Origin of the sequence: Variovorax sp. 770b2 (assembly GCF_900115685.1) — a bacterium.
Lineage (GTDB): Bacteria > Pseudomonadota > Gammaproteobacteria > Burkholderiales > Burkholderiaceae_C > Variovorax.
In genome coordinates this window covers 257944-276526 of sequence record NZ_FOXJ01000008.1, presented here as the reverse complement: position 1 = coordinate 276526, position 18583 = coordinate 257944, and the positions used below count along the sequence as shown (strand labels likewise).

At 67.9% G+C, this 18583-nt stretch carries 15 protein-coding genes and 1 pseudogene; 10 read left to right on the top strand and 6 right to left on the bottom strand.

The window, feature by feature from the left end; all coding sequences use genetic code 11:
* A pseudogene (locus tag BM133_RS30755) lies at positions 1-794 on the bottom strand (hypothetical protein); the annotation flags it as partial.
* A gap of 312 nt (positions 795-1106) precedes the next feature.
* Here BM133_RS30755 and BM133_RS30750 point away from each other — a divergent pair.
* On the top strand, positions 1107-1541 hold the full coding sequence (locus BM133_RS30750; RefSeq protein ID WP_013543530.1) for a DUF1841 family protein: 435 nt from the start codon (positions 1107-1109) through the stop codon (positions 1539-1541).
* On the opposite strand, the gene BM133_RS30745 is transcribed toward BM133_RS30750, so the two are convergent.
* Positions 1542-2525, bottom strand: coding sequence for a LysR substrate-binding domain-containing protein (locus tag BM133_RS30745; RefSeq protein WP_093442671.1), 984 nt, complete (start codon positions 2523-2525; stop codon positions 1542-1544).
* Between the two features lie 104 nt (positions 2526-2629).
* Between BM133_RS30745 and pcaH the strand changes: the two genes are divergently transcribed.
* Entirely contained in the window at positions 2630-3355 is a 726-nt protein-coding gene (gene pcaH, locus BM133_RS30740) for a protocatechuate 3,4-dioxygenase subunit beta (protein WP_093442668.1), read from the top strand.
* 12 nt (positions 3356-3367) lie between these two features.
* Positions 3368-3979 carry a protocatechuate 3,4-dioxygenase subunit alpha gene (pcaG, locus tag BM133_RS30735; protein ID WP_093442665.1) on the top strand — a complete coding sequence of 204 codons (612 nt, stop codon included), beginning with the start codon at positions 3368-3370 and terminating at the stop codon, positions 3977-3979.
* A 69-nt stretch (positions 3980-4048) separates the two neighbouring features.
* Here pcaG and BM133_RS30730 read toward each other — a convergent pair whose 3' ends face one another.
* The gene (locus BM133_RS30730; RefSeq protein WP_093442661.1) at positions 4049-4744 is read right to left on the bottom strand and encodes a c-type cytochrome; all 696 of its coding nucleotides are present in this window, start codon (positions 4742-4744) and stop codon (positions 4049-4051) included.
* Between the two features lie 162 nt (positions 4745-4906).
* On the opposite strand from BM133_RS30730, the gene BM133_RS30725 reads away from it, so the two are divergent.
* The 7 genes from BM133_RS30725 (at position 4907) to BM133_RS30695 (ending at position 14342) form a co-directional block, all read left to right on the top strand.
* Positions 4907-5761 (top strand): AAA family ATPase, encoded by an 855-nt coding sequence (locus BM133_RS30725; protein WP_093442657.1) that lies wholly within the window; start codon positions 4907-4909, stop codon positions 5759-5761.
* Entirely contained in the window at positions 5758-6009 is a 252-nt protein-coding gene (locus BM133_RS30720; RefSeq protein WP_093442654.1) for a hypothetical protein, read from the top strand. The genes BM133_RS30725 and BM133_RS30720 overlap by 4 nt, the downstream gene beginning before the upstream one ends.
* Before the next feature lie 29 nt (positions 6010-6038).
* The gene (locus tag BM133_RS30715; RefSeq protein ID WP_093442651.1) at positions 6039-6626 is read left to right on the top strand and encodes a GNAT family N-acetyltransferase; all 588 of its coding nucleotides are present in this window, start codon (positions 6039-6041) and stop codon (positions 6624-6626) included.
* Positions 6627-6643: 17 nt separating this feature from the next.
* A complete protein-coding gene (locus BM133_RS30710; protein WP_093442648.1) occupies positions 6644-7831 on the top strand; it encodes a vWA domain-containing protein in 1188 nt (395 codons plus the stop codon).
* 84 nt (positions 7832-7915) lie between these two features.
* A complete protein-coding gene (locus tag BM133_RS30705) occupies positions 7916-9856 on the top strand; it encodes an autotransporter assembly complex protein TamA (RefSeq protein WP_093442645.1) in 1941 nt (646 codons plus the stop codon).
* A 14-nt stretch (positions 9857-9870) separates the two neighbouring features.
* Positions 9871-13959: a translocation/assembly module TamB domain-containing protein gene (locus BM133_RS30700; protein WP_093442642.1), complete on the top strand. Its 4089-nt coding sequence runs from the start codon at positions 9871-9873 to the stop codon at positions 13957-13959.
* Between the two features lie 80 nt (positions 13960-14039).
* Entirely contained in the window at positions 14040-14342 is a 303-nt protein-coding gene (locus tag BM133_RS30695; protein WP_093442640.1) for a hypothetical protein, read from the top strand.
* A 52-nt stretch (positions 14343-14394) separates the two neighbouring features.
* Here BM133_RS30695 and BM133_RS30690 read toward each other — a convergent pair whose 3' ends face one another.
* The 3 genes from BM133_RS30690 to fdhF are packed head-to-tail and all read right to left on the bottom strand — an operon-like array spanning position 14395 to position 18530.
* Complete coding sequence (locus BM133_RS30690; protein WP_093442637.1) at positions 14395-14703, bottom strand: formate dehydrogenase subunit delta; 309 nt, start codon at positions 14701-14703, stop codon at positions 14395-14397.
* Positions 14704-14752: 49 nt separating this feature from the next.
* The gene (gene fdhD, locus BM133_RS30685; RefSeq protein WP_093442635.1) at positions 14753-15634 is read right to left on the bottom strand and encodes a formate dehydrogenase accessory sulfurtransferase FdhD; all 882 of its coding nucleotides are present in this window, start codon (positions 15632-15634) and stop codon (positions 14753-14755) included.
* A gap of 19 nt (positions 15635-15653) precedes the next feature.
* A complete protein-coding gene (gene fdhF, locus BM133_RS30680) occupies positions 15654-18530 on the bottom strand; it encodes a formate dehydrogenase subunit alpha (RefSeq protein WP_093442633.1) in 2877 nt (958 codons plus the stop codon).
* Between the last annotated feature and the right edge of the window lie 53 nt (positions 18531-18583).

Here is an 18583-nt window from a genome sequence, read left to right as displayed (position 1 = left end):
GCATCGGCATCGGCATCAGCGTCTGCATCGGCATCGGCATCGGCATCGGCATCGGCATCGGCATCAGCGTCTGCATCGGCGTCGGCATCGGCGTCGGCATCGGCATCGGCGTCTGCATCGGCATCACCGTCTGCATCCGCATCGGCGTCCGCATCCGCGTCGGCATCTGCATCGCCGCCATCGCCGAGGCCAGGAACCAGGAACGGCACGCCGCTGCTGTCGCCGCCGCCACCGCCGCTCAGCGCGGCGCCCAGTGCCGCGGCACCCAGGGCACCCAGCGCGAATTCACCCAGGCCGATGCCGCTGCCGGCCGCGAGCTTCTTGGTCACGGCCAGGGCGGCCGCATCTGCATCGCTGTCGGGCGGGGTGACCTGCAGGTCACCCGAGGCCACATCCACATTCACTTGTTCGAGGCCGCCGGGCAGCTTGGTCGAGCCGATGGTCGCATCGGTGCCGCCGGTGAAGACGCCGGCCAGCGGCGCCTTGTTGGAAGCCGAGCCGGGGAACAGGACGTTGGCATGTCCGTCCTGGGGAACGATCACGCGGTCACCCGCGATCAGGGTCTGGTTGCCATCCACCGGGATGCGGACACCGTCGCGCATCACGGCAGTGCCGGGCGTAGCATTGGACAATGTGCCGATGCTGGCAGGCCCGGACGGGGCAATGGAGCCCGCCGAACTCGCGATGGCAGGACTGCCTAGCGGAGTGACGGTGGCTTGGGCGAGAAGCACAGGAGCTGCGCTGGATGCGGCAAGTCCTTCGGTCGAATCGGTCGATGCTTGTGGAGCGTTCATGGCAGCCTCTGTGACAAAAGATGCATGTACAGGGGCAACTTGCGTGCCGCTTTTTGCAAGCCTTGCCAACACGGCGCCGCCATCGATTCAAGTCGTTGATTTGTATGAAAAAATTTCTGAAAACCGCCGCCGCGACGGCACATCGAAACATCGCGTAAGGAGGTCATTTCGCGATTCGTTACGTAACGATGTAACGCCTCGTACCCGGAACGCCGCGCATGTTCCGGGTCGCCAAAGAGGTCGATCGCGATGGCCTTGCACTGCGTCTTCTCCTGTCTTTTTTCTCTTCGCTTTTCTTCTCCCTATCTATATATGTTCAACCCCTCCCAGGAAGACGTGCGCCGCTTCTTCTGCGACGTGTACGCCAAGCACCGGCAGGGCCTTCCGATGGAAGCGCTCGAGACCATCGCCGCCGGCTGGATCGACGAGCACCCCGAGTACCACGAGGACCTGGCCGATGCCGATGCCGCGGTGGCGCGCGTGTACGACGGATCGAACGGGCGCGAGAACCCGTTCCTTCACCTGTCGATGCATCTGTCGATCAGCGAGCAGTGCTCCATCGACCAGCCGCGCGGCATTCGCCAGGCCGTCGAGCTGCTGGCCGCGCGCCGCGGCTCGCTGCTGCATGCGCATCACGAGGCGATGGATTGCCTCGGGCAGATGATGTGGGAGAGCCAGCGCGCGGGGCGCCCGCCCGACGGCGACGGCTACGTGGCCTGCGTGCAGCGCCGCGCAACGAAAGACTGATCAGGGTTTCTGCCTACCTCGCGATGGCAACGCGCCCTGCTGCTTCGCGCCCTCGCGCAGCAACGCGGCCATCGCAACGCGCAGCGAGGAGGCCTCGGCATCGCTGCGCAGCAGCAGGCCGACCGGCTCTTGCGTGCCAGCGGTGTCGATGCGCAGGCGCACGAGCCGGCCTTGCGCCAGCTCATCGCGCGCGGCGCCGAGCGGCGTGATCCAGACCGCATCCGACACCGCCACCAGCGCGCGCGCCACCGCCACGTCGAGCGTCTGCAGCGCATGGGTCGGCAGCACCAGGCCGCGCGCCGACAGGAAGCTCTCGGTGTTGTGGCGCGGGATCGTGCCCTCGCCGTACACCACCAGCGGGTAGTCGAGCACCGCCTGCACGGGCGCCGGCTTGAGCGCGAGCGGATGGCCCGTGCGCACGGCGAACACCAGCGGCTCGGTGTAGAGCAGCTCGAAGCTGAGCCCCCCCATCAGGCGCGGATCGCTCATGCGGCCAACCACCAGGTCGAGCTCGCCGGCGCGCAACTCGTCGAGCAGCACCGCGTTGGCGGCGCTCTTCACGGCGATCTGCGCGGCGGGCCAATGCGCCCGCAGCCGCGCGAGCGCCGGCGGCAGCAGCGCGGGCGCCACGCTCGGCAACGCGCCGATGCGCAGGCGCTCGATGCGGCCGCCAGCCGTGGGCGCCACCGCCTCGGCGCTGGCCTCCAGCGCTTCGAGCACGCGCAGCGCATGCGCCAGCAGTTGCTCGCCGGCCGGCGTGAGCCCCTGCACGCCGCGGCGGCCGGCCTGGCTGCGATCGACCAGGCGCGTGCCCACGATGGCTTCGAGTTCCGACAGCGTCTTGGACACCGCGGGCTGGCTCAGCGAGAGCCGCGACGCCGCGCGCGCCAGGTGGCGCTCCTGCGCCACGGCGACGAAGGCGCGCAGGTGCCGCAACTGCACGTTGCGGACGAAATCCTGGCGAAGGTCGGCGGGTTTTTTCAATGCCTAATGGTTATGGAAAATGGAGAAATCTTCAATTTACATCATCGGATGGCGCTTCTAAAGTGGCGATTCGAGAATTCGTCCCACGACAGGAGACAACGCACATGACGACCCCCACCAAGGGCAACCTTCCCACGCTCACCCCGCGCGATTGGGAATCCCATCCCGCCTACGTCTACCCCGGCTACAAGTCCACGGTGAAGCGCGGCCCGCAGAAGCCGCTGATTCCGCTGAAGGCCTCGCTCGGCGAACTGCAGCAGCCCGTGTACGGCCACGACAGCATCGGCGAGTTCGACCATGACTTGACGCGCAACGCGCGCCGCAATGGCGAGCCGCTGGGCGAACGCATGATCCTCACCGGCCAGGTGCTCGACGAGCGCCGCCGCCCGGTCGCCAACACGCTGGTGGAGCTCTGGCAGGCCAACGCGTCCGGACGCTACGTGCACAAGGTCGACCAGCACGACGCGCCGCTGGACCCCAACTTCCTGGGCGCGGGCCGGTGCCTCACCGACAGCGAAGGCCGCTACCGCTTCCTCACCATCAAGCCCGGCGCCTACCCGTGGGGCAACCATCCGAACGCCTGGCGCCCGCAGCACATCCACCTGTCGCTGTTCGGCCAGAGCTTTGCGAGCCGCCTGGTCACGCAGATGTACTTCCCCGGCGACCCGCTGATGCAGTACGACCCGATGATCACCGGCACGCCCGAGCGCTACCGCAACCGCCTGATCGCCGACTTCAGCCTGGACATCACCGAAGAGGGCTACGCGCTGGGCTACCAGTTCGACATCGTGCTGCGCGGCGCCGACGAGACGCCGTTCGAAAACCGCTGAAAGGAATTCCCCATGTCATTGATGACCGCACAGGAAGCCGACTTCGGCCAGACCCCCTCCCAGACCGTAGGCCCCTACTTCGCCTACGGCCTCACCGCCACGCAGTACGGCTACGACTTCGACCAGCCCTTCGACGCCGTGCTGGCCCTCGACGGCGCCGCCGGCCAGCGCATCCGCCTGGAAGGCCGGGTGATCGACGGCGACGGCAACGCGATCGGCGATGCGCTGGTCGAGATCAGCCAGCCCGATGGCGAAGGCCGCTACCCGCAGACGCCCGAAGAAGCGCGCGCGCTGGGCTTTCGCGCCTTCGGCCGCGTGGGCACCGGCACCGACGCACAGAGCCGCTTCGTGTTCCACACCATCAAGCCCGGTGCACAAGCGCCCGGCGAAGCGCCGCACATCAACGTGATCGTGCTGATGCGCGGCATGCTGCTGCATGCGTTCACGCGCGTGTATTTCAGCGACGAGGCCCAGGCCAACGCGAAGGACGCGGTGCTGCAGGGCGTACCGGCCGAGCGCCGCCATACGCTGGTCGCCGAGCGCGTGGAGCAAGGCGGCGCGGTGAGCTACCGCATCGACATCCGCATGCAGGGCGCCGACGAGACGGCCTTCTTCGACGTCTGATCTCAGGGAAATCCCGGACATGAAAAAAGCCCGCATCGCGCGGGCTTTTTTTGTTGGGGAGCGAAGTGCTTACTGCGCTGCGTGGTGGACGCGCGACTCGGGCACCGTCTTCAGTTCGCCGGGCACCGAGCTGATGTAGCTGGCCAGCGTCTTGAGTTCGGCATTGGTGAACTTCTTGGGTTCGACCTGGCCGGCCATCACCGCGTTCGAGCGGCCCAGGTGAGCGTTGTTCTTCACGCGGTACGACTTGAGCGCCACGAAGAGGTAGTCGGCATGCTGGCCGGCCAGCTTGGGCACGGTGCCGTCGTTCGGGGTGTTGAAGTTGGCGCCGTGGCACTTGGTGCAGCTGTTGTCGGGGCCGTTGCGGCCGACCAGCGCGGTGATGTTGTCAGGCATGGCCTTGGCGAGCGCGGCCGGGGGCGCATCGCCTTCCTTCACGCCCAGCTGGCTGTAGTAGGCGGCCACGTCGGCGATGTCCTGCTCGGAGAGCGAATCGGCAATGGCGCGCATGGTGGGGTGCTTGCGGTCGCCGCCCTTGTACTGGGTGAGCGCGGAGACGATGTAGGTGGCGCTCTGGCCCGCGATCATCGGCACCTTGTGGATCTCGGGGAAGCTGGCCTGGTAGCCGATGATGCCGTGGCAGCCCACGCACATCTGAACCTTCTTGGACCCGTTCTGGGCGTTGCCCGTGACTTGTTGGGCTTGTGCCGTGAGCGTCACGCAAGCGACAGCAAGGGCAAACATCGTGGTCAACAGCTTGTTCATTTTGCGCGCACAATCTCGTGGAGATACAGTTTTTCGAATCAACATTCGATTATATGCAAGGGTCCCACGGGATCCCCGCAGAGGCCGCCAAGAGGCTGTGCGATGCGAGTCGAGTGTGTTCTTTTCTCCACCCCGCCTTTCCACTTCGCTTCGCGTTCACTCATGAAATTCAAGGGCTCAGACAACTACGTCGCCACTCAGGACCTGATGCTGGCAGTCAATGCCGCCATCACGCTCAAGCGCCCGCTGCTGGTCAAGGGCGAACCCGGCACCGGCAAGACCATGCTGGCCGAGGAAGTGGCCGAGGCGCTGCAACTGCCGCTCCTGCAATGGCACATCAAGTCGACCACAAAGGCGCAGCAGGGCCTGTATGAATACGACGCGGTGAGCCGCCTGCGCGACTCGCAGCTCTCGGGCGTCGAGGGCGGCGAGCGCGTGAAGGACATCAACAACTACATCGTCAAGGGCGTGCTCTGGCAGGCCTTCACGTCCGACCAGCCGGTGGCCCTTCTCATCGACGAGATCGACAAGGCCGACATCGAATTCCCGAACGACCTGCTGCGTGAAATCGACCGCATGGAGTTCTACTGCTACGAGACGCGCGAACTCATCCGCGCCAAGCACCGGCCGGTGGTGTTCATCACCTCCAACAACGAGAAGGAACTGCCCGACGCATTCCTTCGCCGCTGCTTCTTCCACTACATCAAGTTCCCCGATGCCGAGACGATGAAGCACATCGTCGCCGTGCACTTCCCCGGCCTGAAGCAAGAGCTGCTCACGGCCGCGATGAAGACCTTCTACGACGTGCGCAACCTGCCCGGCCTGAAGAAGAAGCCATCGACCTCGGAGCTGCTCGACTGGCTCAAGCTGCTGGTGGCCGAGGACATTCCCCTCGAAGCCCTGCAGAGCAAGGACGACAAGGTCGCCGTGCCGCCGCTGGTGGGCGCGCTGCTCAAGAACGAGCAGGACGTGACGCTCTTCGAGAAGCTCGTCTTCATGCAGCGCAACAACCGATGAGCGAATCGCCCCGGCCGCATCCCACGGGCCAGCTGCTCAAGCTGGGCGTGGCCCAGGCGGTGCTGTTCGTCGCGGGTGCGCTGCTCGGCCGTTGGGTCGGGCTGCTGCTGGGCCTGGATGCCTTCGGTGCCGGCGGCTACGGCAACAAGGAGATCTTCGGCATCCTGCTCATCGGCCTGGGCGGCGGTGGCGGGGTGCAGATCGCACGCGCCTGGTACGTGCGCAAGTACGGCAATCCGAGAAGCTGAAGCAACTGAACCCCGGGGGTGTTTGAAAGATGGCGTTTGTCGAACCTGTCACGCTGAAGGCCCGCGACATCGCGCTGGTGCCGCTCGCGCTCGCCCATGAAGAGGGCCTGCGCGCCGCGGCGGCCGACGGCGACCTCTGGAAGCTGCGCGTCACCTCCGTGCCCGAGCCGGAGAACACCCGCGCCTACATCGAGACCGCGCTGAAAACGCCCGACCGCTTCGCCTTCGCCGTGACCGAGGCCGCCACCGGCACGGTGCTCGGGAGCACCAGCTTCCACGACATCCTGCCCGGCGTGAAGCGCGTCGAAATTGGCTACACCTGGTACGCCGAACGCTGCCAGCGCACCCACGTCAACACCACTTGCAAGCTGCTGATGCTCACGCACGCGTTCGACACGCTCGGCTGCAACGTGGTGGGCTGGCGCACCGACAACTTCAATTTCGCCTCGCAGCGCGCCATCGAGCGCCTGGGCGCGAAGAAGGACGGCGTGGTCCGCGGCAACGCGATGCGCCGCGACGGCACCATCCGCGACACCGTCATGTACAGCCTGCGCTCGGGCGAGTGGCCCGAGGTGAAGGCGCAACTGCTGTACCTGCTCGACAAGCCGCGCGACTGAACACAAAGGAGCGCCCCATGCTCATCGATTTCTTCTACACCCTGCGTTCGGCCAAGCTGCCGGTGTCCGTCAAGGAATACCTCACGCTGCTGGAGGCGCTGCAGGCCGACGTGGTGGGCCCCAACTCCGACGGCGCCTTCGGCCTGGACGACTTCTACTACCTCTCGCGCACCTCGCTCGTGAAGGACGAGAAGCACTACGACAAGTTCGACCGCGCCTTCGCCGCCTACTTCAAGGGCGTGGAGATGCTCACCGACTTCACCAAGGAAGTGCCGCTCGACTGGCTCAAGAAGACGCTGGAGCGCGAATTCACCGCCGAAGAAAAAGCCAAGATCGAAAAAATGGGCTGGGACGAGCTCATGGACACGCTCAAGAAGCGCTTCGAGGAGCAGAAGGAGCGCCACGAGGGCGGCAGCAAGTGGATCGGTACCGGCGGCACCTCGCCCTTCGGCAATGGCGGCTACAACCCGCAGGGCATCCGCATCGGCGGCGCGGGCAAGAACAAGAGCGCAGTGAAGGTGTGGGACCAGCGCGCCTACAAGGACTACGACGACAGCCAGGAGCTGGGCACGCGCAACATCAAGGTGGCGCTGCGGCGCCTGCGCAAGTTCGCGCGGGAAGGCCACGAGGAAGAGCTGGACCTGGACAACACCATCCACTCGACGGCCGCCAATGCCGGCTACCTGGACATCAAGATGCGGCCCGAGCGCCACAACAACGTCAAGGTGCTGCTGCTCATGGACGTGGGCGGCACGATGGACGAGCACATCCAGCGCGTCGAAGAGCTGTTCTCGGCCGTGAAGACCGAGTTCAAGCACCTGGAGTTCTATTACTTCCACAACTGCGTCTACGACTTCATGTGGAAGAACAACAAGCGCCGCTTCTCCGAGAAGTTCGCGACCTGGGACATCCTGCGCAAGTACAACAAGGACTACAAGCTCATCTTCGTGGGCGACGCGACCATGAGCCCCTACGAGATCCTGCAGCCCGGCGGCAGCGTCGAATACAACAACGAGGAAGCCGGCGCCGAGTGGATCCAGCGCCTGACGCACACCTTCCCCAAGTTCGCGTGGATCAACCCGGAGCCCCAGGGCGTGTGGCAATACCGGCAGAGCATCGCGGTGATGCAACAGCTCATGTCCAACCGCATGTACCCGCTCACGCTGCGCGGGCTGGAAGACGCGATGCGCATGCTGTCCAAGTGATGCGCCGGTAGGACACCAGCAGGACGGCACCGTCTGTATCCGGAAGCTTCAGGAACCGGCAAATCTTGCTGTCAGAATCCGCCCATGGTCAGGGTGGTTTCCGTTTCTTCGCCGGCGTGGTGGCCGGCTTTGCTTTTTTGTGGCGTCCTTCTTTTGCAAGGCTGCAGCTTGCTGCCGAAAAAAGAAAGCACCGAAGGCAAGCCCGTGGCGGGCCTGGTGCGCAGCGGCGACGCCGACAGCACGCCTGCCAAGGACGGCAAGGACGAGAAAAAAGCCGACAAGCGCGACGCCTTCACCGTCGACGTGCGCGGGCCTGAAGCGGTGCGCGACTACCTTGCGCTGCACCTGGAAATCCAGCGCTACCGCGAACTCGACGACCTCGGTGCGACGGAAATCTCCCGCCTCATGGTCGCCGCCGAAGCCAATGCCCGCGAACTCCTCGGCACCCTCGGCTACTTCACCCCCACGCTGACGCTCGAACTCAACGAGACGCCCGAGAGCGCCAAGGCCCCGCGCGAGATCGTCATCACCGTCGCGCCCGGCGAGCCCACCAAGGTGAGCAACGTGCAGATCAGCTATGCCGGCGAGATTGCCAAGGATGCGGCCGACGACACCGCCGCCGAGGCGCAGCGCGACTCGATCCGCACCGGCTGGGCCCTGCGCGCGGGCCTGCCCTTCACCCAGCAGGCCTGGGACGACGCCAAGACCACCGCGCTGCGCAGCCTCACGGCCAAGCGCTTCCCGACCGGCAACATCGAGGTGAGCCGCGCCGAGGTCGATGCCGACCGCAGCGAGGCGCGCCTGAGCGTCACCTACCAGTCGGGCCCCGCGTACAAGTTCGGCCCGCTCATGCTGCGGGGCCTTTCGCGCTACGACCCCGACGGTGCGCGCCGCATCGCCCGCCTGCCCACCGGCACCGACTACGACCAGCAGAAGCTGCTCGACGCGCAGCAGCGCCTGGCCAGCAGCGGCTATTACGACTCGGTGTTCCTCACGCTGGACACCGAGAGCGGCAACCCACTGGCCGCGCCCGTCGTCGCGCAGCTGCGCGAGGCGCCGCTGCAGAAGGTGGTGCTGGGCGCCGGCTTCACCACCGACAACGGCCCGCGCCTGTCGATCGACCACATCCACAACCAGATTCCGCTGCTCGGCTGGCGCGCGGTCTCGCGGCTCTCGGTGGACAACGACATCAAGTCGCTGGGCACCGAGTGGAACGCGATCCCCGACGACAAGGGCTGGCGCTGGTTCTCCGGCGCCGAGCTCAAGCGCGAGGAATCGGGCAGCTACATCGTGGACAGCGGCCGGCTGCGGGGCGGCCGCAACAAGTCCAGCGACCACATCGACCGCAGCTACTTCCTGCAGTACGACTACGCGCAGAACCGCGGCATCAACGCGCCGCCCTCGGCCTCGGCGGTCACCGCCAACTGGGGCTGGACCGGGCGCTACTTCGACAACAACTCGGCGCCCACGCGCGGCTACGCGCTCGCGCTCGAACTGGCGGCCGGCTACACGCTCACGGGGGAGCAGACGCCCTTCACCCGCACCTATGTGCGCGGGCTGGGCATCCTGCCGATCGGCTCGGCCGAGGACACCGAATCGCGCGCCCGCCGCAGCCGCCTGCAGCTGCGCGTCGAGGCCGGCGCGGTGTCGGCCAAGGACAGCGCACAGATCCCGTCCACGCTGATGTTCCTGACTGGCGGCGACACCACCGTGCGCGGCTACAGCTACAAGCAGATCGGCACCGTGCGCGCCGACGGCCAGATCGTCTCGGGCCGCTACCTGGGCGTGGCGAGCGTCGAGTGGCAGCGGCCCTTCGTCTACAACAACAAGCTCACCGAATGGGAGAGCGTGGTGTTCGTCGATGCCGGCGCAGTGGCCGACAAGCCCGGCGAGCTCAAGCCCAAGGTGGGCGCAGGCGTCGGCGCGCGCTGGCGCAGCCCGGTCGGGCCGGTGCAGGCCGACCTCGCCTACGGCGTGGACACGAAGAAATTCCGCCTGCACTTTCGCCTCGGCTTCACCTTCTGACCCCGCAGCTTTCGATGCCGAACGAAGAAGCCGTCCCCACCCCCGTGCCCCCCGTGCCGCCCGCGGCCAAGCGCTCGCGCGCGCGCCGCGTGATGCGCGCGCTGGCATGGACCTTCGCGGGCCTCGTCCTCGCCGTGCTGCTGCTCGTCGCGGGCGCGTGGTGGTGGCTGGGCTCGAACACCTCGCTCGCCTTCGCGCTGGCGCAGGCCGCGCAGCGCCTGCCCGCGGGCCAGACGCTCGAGAGCCGCGACGTAACCGGGTCGCTGCGCACCGGCGGGCACATCGGCTGGCTCAAGTACCAGAGCGAGAGCATCGCCGTCGAGGTGAACGACGCGACCATCGGCTGGCAGTTCGCGCCCCTCTTCCAGCGCAAGGTGCAACTGGGCGAAGTGCACGCGAAACAGGTGCTGATCGAAAAGCGCGGCCCGCCGAGCGAAGAGCCCGCCAAGCCGCTGGAGCAGCTCGTGCTGCCGGTCGACGTGGACGTGCCCTTCCGCATCGACGAGGTGCGCTGGGCCGGCCCGCCGGTGCCGCAGGCGACGAACCTCACGGGCAGCTACATCTACAAGAACGCGGAGCACGCGCTCGAAGTGAAGGGCGTGGACATCGCCGACGGCCACTACAGCGCGCGCGTCAAGCTGCAGGGCCCCGCGCCGATGGCGATCGACGCGGCGCTCGATGGCCGCGTGAAGGCACCGCTGGCCGAAGACCACGACATCGATGTGATCGCGCAGGCCACCGTGAAGGGCACGCTCGCCGGCACCGCGGCGCGCCTGCAGGTCGCCGCCGAACTCAAGCCCGCTGAAGAAAACGCCGATGCACCGATGGAAGCGAAGCTGCAGGCGCAGATCGCGCCGTGGCTGCAGCAACCGGTGATCGATGCCAAGGCCGATCTCAGCAACGTCGATGCGTCGAGCCTCTGGCCCGGCGCGCCGGAGACGCAGCTGACCGGCACCGTTTCCGTCGAACCCGATGCGGACGCGGGCCCGTCCGCATGGAAGGCCTCGGCCGACATCCGCAACGCCCTGCCCGGCCCGTGGGACCAATCGAAGCTGCCGGTCGAACAGGTGCAAGGCCGCGTCGGCTTCGACGGCACCAACTGGACGATCCCCGAAGCCACCGTGCGCGCCGGCGGCGGCCGCATCGACGCCGAAGGCCGCTGGAGCCCCGCGCCCGCGCCCTGGCAGATCCGCGCCACGGTGCGCAGCGTGCGGCCCGGTGCATTGCACAGCGAACTCGCGGGCGCGCCCGTCAGCGGCCAGGTCACCGCGCAGCAGCGCGAAGACACCATCACCTTCGATGCGGCGCTCAAGGCCGAAGGCGGCGCGGGCAGCAAGTCGCTGCCCGGCTTCGCGCTCGACCGCGCACTGGCCCAGGGCCAATGGAAAGACCAGGTGCTCGACCTGCGCACGCTGCGCATCGAGGCCCAGCGCGCGAGCATCGACGGCAAGCTGCAGGTGCGCGTGGCCGACCAGGCCGCGAGCGGCAAGCTGAACCTCGTGCTGCCCGGTGGCGGCGCGCAACTTGAAGGCCGCATCGCGCCGAGCGCGGGCGCAGGCGACATCAAGGCGCGCATCGACGATGCCGACACCGTGCAGCGCTGGATCGAAGGCCTGCCCGGCCTCTCGGGCGTGTTCGCGGGCGCGACGGCCAAGGGCTCGGCGCGGCTCGACGCGAGCTGGCAAGGCGGCTGGCAGACCATCCAGCGCCGGATCCAGAACGCGAACGCACCCGCGCAGCGCGGCATCGCGGAGCCCACCCTCAAGGCCGCGCTCACCGTGCCCCGCCTCGACCTCAGCTTGCCGGCCGCGCAGGCCGGCAGCACCGCCACTGCGGTGCAGTTGCGCGAACTGCAAGCCGACCTCTCGGGCAGCCTCGCCCAAGCTGCGCTCACGCTCAAGGGCGAAGCCACCACCGGCACCCAGAAGATCACGCTCGACACGCGCGCGAGCGGCGGCATCGCGGGCGCCAACCAATGGCGCGCCGCCCTCGCCAGCCTGCGCCTGCAGGCACAGGACAGCGCCCGCCCCGGCAACCCGTGGGTCGTGGAACTGAGCCGCGAAGTCACCGCCACCATCCGCGCGGGCGCCAGCGGTAGCAATCTGGCACGCCTGGACGTCGAGGCCTCCGCCGCCTCCGCCACGCTGCGCGGCCCCGTGCCCGGCACCGTGCGCATCGACTGGCAGCCGCTGCGCTTCAGCCAGAGCGGCGCGGCGCCGAACAAGGTGTTCCGCGTGCAGTCCAAGGGCCAGATGCAGGGCCTGCCGATGGCCTGGGCCGGCGCCTTCGGTGCGAGCTCGACGCTGAGCGACCTGGGCATCAGCGGCGACCTGATGTTCGATGGCGACTGGGACATCGACGCCGGCGACACGCTGCGCGCCAAGGCCCGCATCGCGCGCCAGAGCGGCGACATCCGCGTGCTGGCCGGCGAGGCCGCGCTGGTCACACGCATCACGAGCACCGGGACCGGCACCGCGAGCGAGCGCACGATGAATTCCGCGTCCGTGGCGAACACCGAAGCCCCCGCCACGCCGGCGGGCCTGCGCCAGGCCGAGCTGCGCCTCGATGCCGAAGGCGACGCGGTGCGCGCCACCCTCGCCTGGGACAGCGAACGCGCCGGCAAGATCAACGCCGACATGAACACGCGCGTCACGCAGCGCGCGGGCGGCTGGCAGTGGGCGCCCGATGCGCCGCTGGGCGGCAGCATCAAGGCCTCGCTGCCCAACCTGGGCGTGTGGTCGATGCTCGCGCCGCCGGGCTGGCGCATCGCCGGCACGCTGGACGCCAACGCCGCGCTCTCGGGCAACCGCGCGGCGCCGCGCTGGAACGGCACGCTCGGCGCCGACAAGCTCGCGCTGCGCGCACCGGTCGAAGGCCTCGACCTGCGCGACGGGCGCCTGCGCGCCAGCTTGACCGGCGAGCGCATCGAGATCACGGAGTTCACGCTCAAGGGCGGCGCCGGCAGCTCGGCGCGCATCGGCGGCCAGAGCGGCAACCGCAGCACCGCGGCGAGCGAGGCGGGCACCGACGGCGGATCGCTCTCGGCGCGCGGCGACATGAGCTGGGGGAGCGCACCGGGCACCTCCACGCCCAGCATCCGCATGGCCCTGCAAGGCGAGTTGCGCGCGCTGCGCGTGCTGGTGCGCACCGACCGGCAGGTCACGCTCTCGGGCGACCTGCAGGCGCGCCTGGACAACGGCCAGTTCACCGTGCGCGGCAAGCTCAAGACCGACCGCGCCGTCATCATCCTGCCCGACGAAACCGCGCCCAGCCTGGGCAGCGACGTGGTCGTGCGCTCCGCCGCCAAGGACCGCGAGGCGGCCGAAGCCGCGCAGCGCGAATCGGCCCGCGCCGATGCGCAAGCGGCCAAGCCGCAGACCGCGAAGCCGCCCGACATCGTCGTGAACTTCGACCTGGGCGACGACTTCGCGGTGCAGGGCCGCGGCATCACCACGCGGCTCGAAGGCGACCTGGAGATCCGCAGCACCAAGCTCAATGCGCCGCCGCGCATCACGGGCGAAGTGAAGACCGTGAAGGGCCAGTACCGCGCCTACGGCCAGCAGCTGGATGTGGAAACCGGCGTGGCGCGCTTCAACGGCCCCTTCGACAACCCGCAACTGGACATCCTCGCGATCCGCCCGAACATCTCGCAGCGCGCGGGCGTGCAGATCTCGGGCAGCGCGCAGTCGCCGCGCGTGAAGCTTTATTCGGAGCCCGCGCTGTCCGATGCGGAAACGCTCTCGTGGGTGATCCTCGGGCGCGCCTCGGCCACCAGCGGCGGCGAGTCGGCGTTGCTGCAGCAGGCCGCGCTCGCGGTGCTGGGCAAGATCGGCAAGGCCGGCAGCGGCGGCAGCCTCGCGAGCCGCTTCGGGCTGGACGAACTCGGCTTCAAGGGCCCGGGCACCGGCGGCGACCTGCGCGAGTCGGCGGTCACGCTGGGCAAGCGGCTGTCGAAGGATTTCTACATCACCTACGAACGCAGCATCGGCGGCACCTTCGGCACGCTCTTCATCTTCTACGACCTCACGCAGCGCCTCACGCTGCGCGGACAGGCGGGCCAAACGAGCGGCCTGGACCTGATCTACACGGTGAAGTACGACTGATCGAAATCCTAGGGACTTCGATCTTGACCGGGCCGAACCCGGAGTTAACAATTCATCGACGCCTTCACCGAGGAGCGACGATGAAAAACGATGGAGACAAGGGCGGCCACAGCCCGGTGCACGACCGCCAGATGCACGACGCGCCGACGTCCTCGCGGATCGCGCTCGTGCGCAGCGCGCTGCATGTGGTGATCGCGGCCGTCGCGCTGCTGGCGATCGCCACGTCGATCCCGCACTGGGGCGGCGACAACTTCCCCGTGCTGAGCCTGGTGATCTACGTCGCGGGCATGGTGTTCATCGCGATGCCGCTGTGCCTTTGCTACGAGGCGCTGCTGAAGTCGTACACCGAGCAGCAACAGACGCGGCGAACGAGCCCGACCTGATCCGACTCAGCTCGAATCGATCCGACGCAACCCGGTTTCGCCGGGCGGCACGCTAGCCCGCGTCGCCCCCGCCCTGCGGAAACTGCTCCTTCTTGTCGGCAGGCTCGACGGCCCCGCCCGGCAGCAGGTTCGCGCGGTGGCTGCGCACCGCCGACGCCACGACCGGCATCAGGTGCGTCGCGCCGCCCGCCTCGAGCGCGCGGATCAGCTGCAGGCGCATGCTCGGCGCCCAGAACGATTTCAGGTGCGCCGCGATCGCGTCCGTCGCCATCGTCGCGTTGTCGGGCGACTGGGCCTGGAAGAAGCTGCCGATCTGGTTGGCCATCTTGACCAGTTGCGCCGTCGGATCGTGGTCGTGCATGCACTGCCTTTGAGAAGATGAAATTGCCGGTCGCTCGCTCGCGTCGGTGTCAGTGCGCGCGGCGTCCGGTCGGTGTGGATGCCTGTCCGGCCGTCGTCGTCACGCGCCCGGGGTGGCTGTAGACGGCCAGGTCGTCCTTGCGCGCGAAGCCGACCAGCGTGAGCCGCGCGCGTTCCGCCGTGGCCACCGCGAACGAAGTGGGCGCAGATACCGCCGCCAGCAGCGGCACGCCCGCCATCGCGGTCTTCTGCACCATCTCGAAGCTCGCGCGGCTGGTGACGGCGATGAAGCCCGTCGATGCATCGACGTCGTTGCTCGCGAGCGCGCCGATGAGCTTGTCCAGCGCGTTGTGGCGGCCCACGTCTTCGCGCAGCCACATCACCTCGCCCTCGGCCGAGCACCACGCCGCCGCATGCACCGCGCCCGTGGCCTGCTGCAAGGTCTGCAGCGACTGGAACTGCGACATCGCACGCGCGATGGCCTGGCGCTCGAGCGCCACGGCATCGCCGAGCACTGGCAGTTCGCGCGAGACGTGCGCCAGGCTCTCGGTGCCGCACAGGCCGCAGCCGGTACGGCCCGCGATCGTGCGGCGCCGCTGCTTCAAGCGCGTGAACGCCGCGCTCGATACCTGCAGACGCACCGTGATGCCGAGATCCGAAGGCGCAATCTCCACCGCGTAGAGCTCGTGCGCCGCATCCAGGATGCCTTCGCCGAGCGAGAAGCCGAGCGCGAAGTCTTCCAGGTCCAGCGGCGTCGCGAGCATCACCGCGTGCGAGATGCCGTTGAACTCCAGCGCCACCGGCACTTCCTCGGCCACCCAGTCCTGCACCGCATAGGCCTCGCCGCCGCGCACGCCGTGCACCGGCAGCAGCAGCGCGCCTTCGCAGAAGGTGTCGGCGCCTTCGGCGGCCGGCAAGGTGGCGATGTTCATGCCCGTTGCTGCCTGCCGTCTACTTGGCCGGAACCGTCTCGTTGCGTTTTTCCGGCAACGCACCTGCGGTCGCCAGGTCGATCTGCGTCTTGTTGAAGCGGCTGTACTCCTGCTGCCAGCTCGAAGGCTGCATCACCGGCATCACCTGCACGGCTGTCACCTTGTACTCGGGGCAGTTGGTGGCCCAGTCGGAGTTGTCGGTGGTGATCACGTTGGCGCCCGACTCGGGGAAGTGGAAGGTCGTGTAGACCACGCCCGGCTGCATGCGCTCGGACACCGTGGCGCGCAGCACCGTCTCGCCCGCGCGGCTCTGGATGCCGACCCAGTCGTCGTCCTTCACGCCGCGTTCTTCCGCGTCGTGCGGATGGATCTCCAGCCGGTCTTCGCCATGCCACAGGTTGTTGTCGGTGCGGCGCGTCTGCGCGCCCACGTTGTATTGCGAGAGGATGCGCCCGGTCGTCAGCAGCAGCGGGAACTTGCGCGTCACCTTCTCGTCGGTGGCCACGTACTGCGTGACGATGAAGCGGCCCTTGCCGCGCACGAAGGTGTCGATGTGCATCGTCGGCGTGCCTTCGGGCGCGTCGTCGTTGCAGGGCCACTGGATGCTGCCCAGTTCGTCCAGGCGCTTGTAGCTCACGCCGTGGAAGGTCGGCGTCAGCGCGGCGATCTCGGCCATGATGTCCTCGGGGCTCTTGTAGCTCATGGGGTAGCCCAGCGCCTGCGCGAGCTTCACGGTGATCTCCCAGTCGGCCAGGCCCGCCTTCGGCGGCATCACCTTGCGAACGCGCGAGATGCGGCGCTCGGCATTGGTGAAGGTGCCGTCCTTCTCCAGGAACGACGAACCCGGCAGGAACACGTGCGCGTACTTGGCGGTTTCGTTCAGGAACATGTCCTGCACCACCACGCACTCCATCGCCATCATGGCCGCGGCCACGTGCTGCGTGTTGGGGTCCGACTGCACGATGTCCTCGCCCTCGCAGTACAGGCCCTTGAAGCCGCCGCCGATGGCGGAGTCGAACATGTTGGGAATGCGCAGGCCCGGCTCCGGGTCGATGGTCACGCCCCAGGCCGCTTCGAACGAGGCGCGCGTGGTGCTGTCCGACACGTGGCGGTAGCCCGGCAGCTCGTGCGGGAACGAGCCCATGTCGCACGCGCCCTGCACGTTGTTCTGGCCGCGCAGCGGGTTCACGCCCACGCCTTCGCGGCCCACGTTGCCGGTGACCATCGCGAGGTTGGCGATGCCCATCACGGTGGTGGAGCCCTGGCTGTGCTCGGTCACGCCCAGGCCGTAGAAGATCGCGCCGTTGGCGGCACTCGCAAAGAGGCGCGCGGCGGCGCGCATTTCGGCGGCCGGCACGCCGGTGGCCTTCTCGGTGGCCTCGGGCGACTGCTCGGGCTGCGCGACGAAGTCTCTCCAGGCGGCGAACGAAGCGGTGTCGCAGCGCTCGGCGATGAAGGCGTCGGCCGCGAGCCCCTCGGTCACGATGACGTGCGCGAGCGCGGTGACCACGGCCACGTTGGTGCCGGGCTTGAGCTGCAGGTGGTGCGAGGCCTTCACGTGCGGCGACTTCACGATGTCGATGCGGCGCGGATCGACCACGATCAGCTTGGCGCCTTCGCGCAGGCGCTTCTTCATGCGCGAGGCGAACACCGGGTGGCCGTCGGTCGGGTTGGCGCCGATCACCATGATCACGTCGGCCTTCTCCACCGACTTGAAGGTCTGCGTGCCGGCCGATTCACCGAGCGTCTGCTTCAGTCCGTAGCCCGTGGGCGAGTGGCACACGCGGGCGCAGGTGTCCACGTTGTTGTTGCCGAAGGCCGCGCGCACGAGCTTCTGCACGAGGTACGTCTCTTCGTTCGTGCAGCGCGACGAGGTGATGCCGCCGATGGAGTCCTTGCCGTACTTGGCCTGCAGGCGCTTGAATTCGCCGGCGGCGTAGCCGAGCGCGGTCTCCCAGCTCACCTCCTGCCACGGGTCGCTGATGTTCTTGCGAATCATCGGCTTGAGCATGCGGTCCTGGTGCGTGGCGTAGCCCCAGGCGAAGCGGCCCTTCACGCACGAGTGGCCTTCGTTGGCCTTGCCGTCTTTCCACGGCGTCATGCGCACGACTTCGTTGCCCTTCATCTCGGCCTTGAAGGCGCAGCCCACCCCGCAGTACGCGCAGGTGGTGATGATGCTGTGCTCGGGCTGGCCGAGCCAGATCACCGACTTCTCCTGCAGCGTGGCCGTGGGGCACGCATCGACGCAGGCGCCGCAGCTCACGCATTCCGAATCCATGAAGGCTTCGTCCTGGCCCGGCGACACGCGCGACTCGAAGCCGCGGCCGCTGATGGTCAGTGCGAAGGTGCCCTGCGTTTCCTCGCAGGCGCGGACGCACCGGTTGCAGACGATGCACTTGGAAGGGTCGTAGGTGAAGTACGGGTTCGACTCGTCCTTCTGGTCCTTCAGGTGGTTCGCGCCATCGAAGCCGTAGCGCACGTTGCGAAGGCCCGTGACGCCCGCCATGTCCTGCAGCTCGCAGTTGCCGTTGGCCGAGCAGGTGAGGCAATCCAGCGGATGGTCGGAGATGTACAGCTCCATCACGCCCTTGCGCAGGTCCTGCAGCTTGGGCGTTTGCGTGCGCACCTTCATGCCGGCTTCGGCCGGCGTGGTGCACGAGGCCGGAAAGCCCTTGCGGCCTTCGATCTCGACCAGGCACAGGCGGCACGAGCCGAAGGGCTCCAGGCTGTCGGTGGCGCAGAGCTTGGGCACGTTGATGCCGGCATCCACGGCCGCGCGCATGAGCGAGGTGCCCGCGGGCACGGTGACTTCGTTGCCGTCGATCTCCAGCGTCACTTCGCGCGTCGATTCGCGTTTGGGGGTGCCGTAGTCGATTTCTTTGAGATGGTCGAGCATGTGTTCTTGTCTCCTGCTGCTTGTGTGCTGTGCGGTGCGCGATGCGTTGCGTT

Coding starts and splice junctions, on each gene's coding strand:
- pcaG (WP_093442665.1), top strand. CDS start 3,368: ATGTCATTGATGACCGCACAGGAAGCCGACTTCGGCCAGACCCCCTCC.
- BM133_RS30695 (WP_093442640.1), top strand. CDS start 14,040: ATGAAAAACGATGGAGACAAGGGCGGCCACAGCCCGGTGCACGACCGC.
- BM133_RS30750 (WP_013543530.1), top strand. CDS start 1,107: ATGTTCAACCCCTCCCAGGAAGACGTGCGCCGCTTCTTCTGCGACGTG.
- BM133_RS30720 (WP_093442654.1), top strand. CDS start 5,758: ATGAGCGAATCGCCCCGGCCGCATCCCACGGGCCAGCTGCTCAAGCTG.
- BM133_RS30730 (WP_093442661.1), bottom strand. CDS start 4,744: ATGAACAAGCTGTTGACCACGATGTTTGCCCTTGCTGTCGCTTGCGTG.
- fdhD (WP_093442635.1), bottom strand. CDS start 15,634: ATGAACATCGCCACCTTGCCGGCCGCCGAAGGCGCCGACACCTTCTGC.
- pcaH (WP_093442668.1), top strand. CDS start 2,630: ATGACGACCCCCACCAAGGGCAACCTTCCCACGCTCACCCCGCGCGAT.
- BM133_RS30690 (WP_093442637.1), bottom strand. CDS start 14,703: ATGCACGACCACGATCCGACGGCGCAACTGGTCAAGATGGCCAACCAG.
- BM133_RS30700 (WP_093442642.1), top strand. CDS start 9,871: ATGCCGAACGAAGAAGCCGTCCCCACCCCCGTGCCCCCCGTGCCGCCC.
- BM133_RS30705 (WP_093442645.1), top strand. CDS start 7,916: ATGGTCAGGGTGGTTTCCGTTTCTTCGCCGGCGTGGTGGCCGGCTTTG.
- BM133_RS30710 (WP_093442648.1), top strand. CDS start 6,644: ATGCTCATCGATTTCTTCTACACCCTGCGTTCGGCCAAGCTGCCGGTG.
- BM133_RS30725 (WP_093442657.1), top strand. CDS start 4,907: ATGAAATTCAAGGGCTCAGACAACTACGTCGCCACTCAGGACCTGATG.
- BM133_RS30715 (WP_093442651.1), top strand. CDS start 6,039: ATGGCGTTTGTCGAACCTGTCACGCTGAAGGCCCGCGACATCGCGCTG.
- fdhF (WP_093442633.1), bottom strand. CDS start 18,530: ATGCTCGACCATCTCAAAGAAATCGACTACGGCACCCCCAAACGCGAA.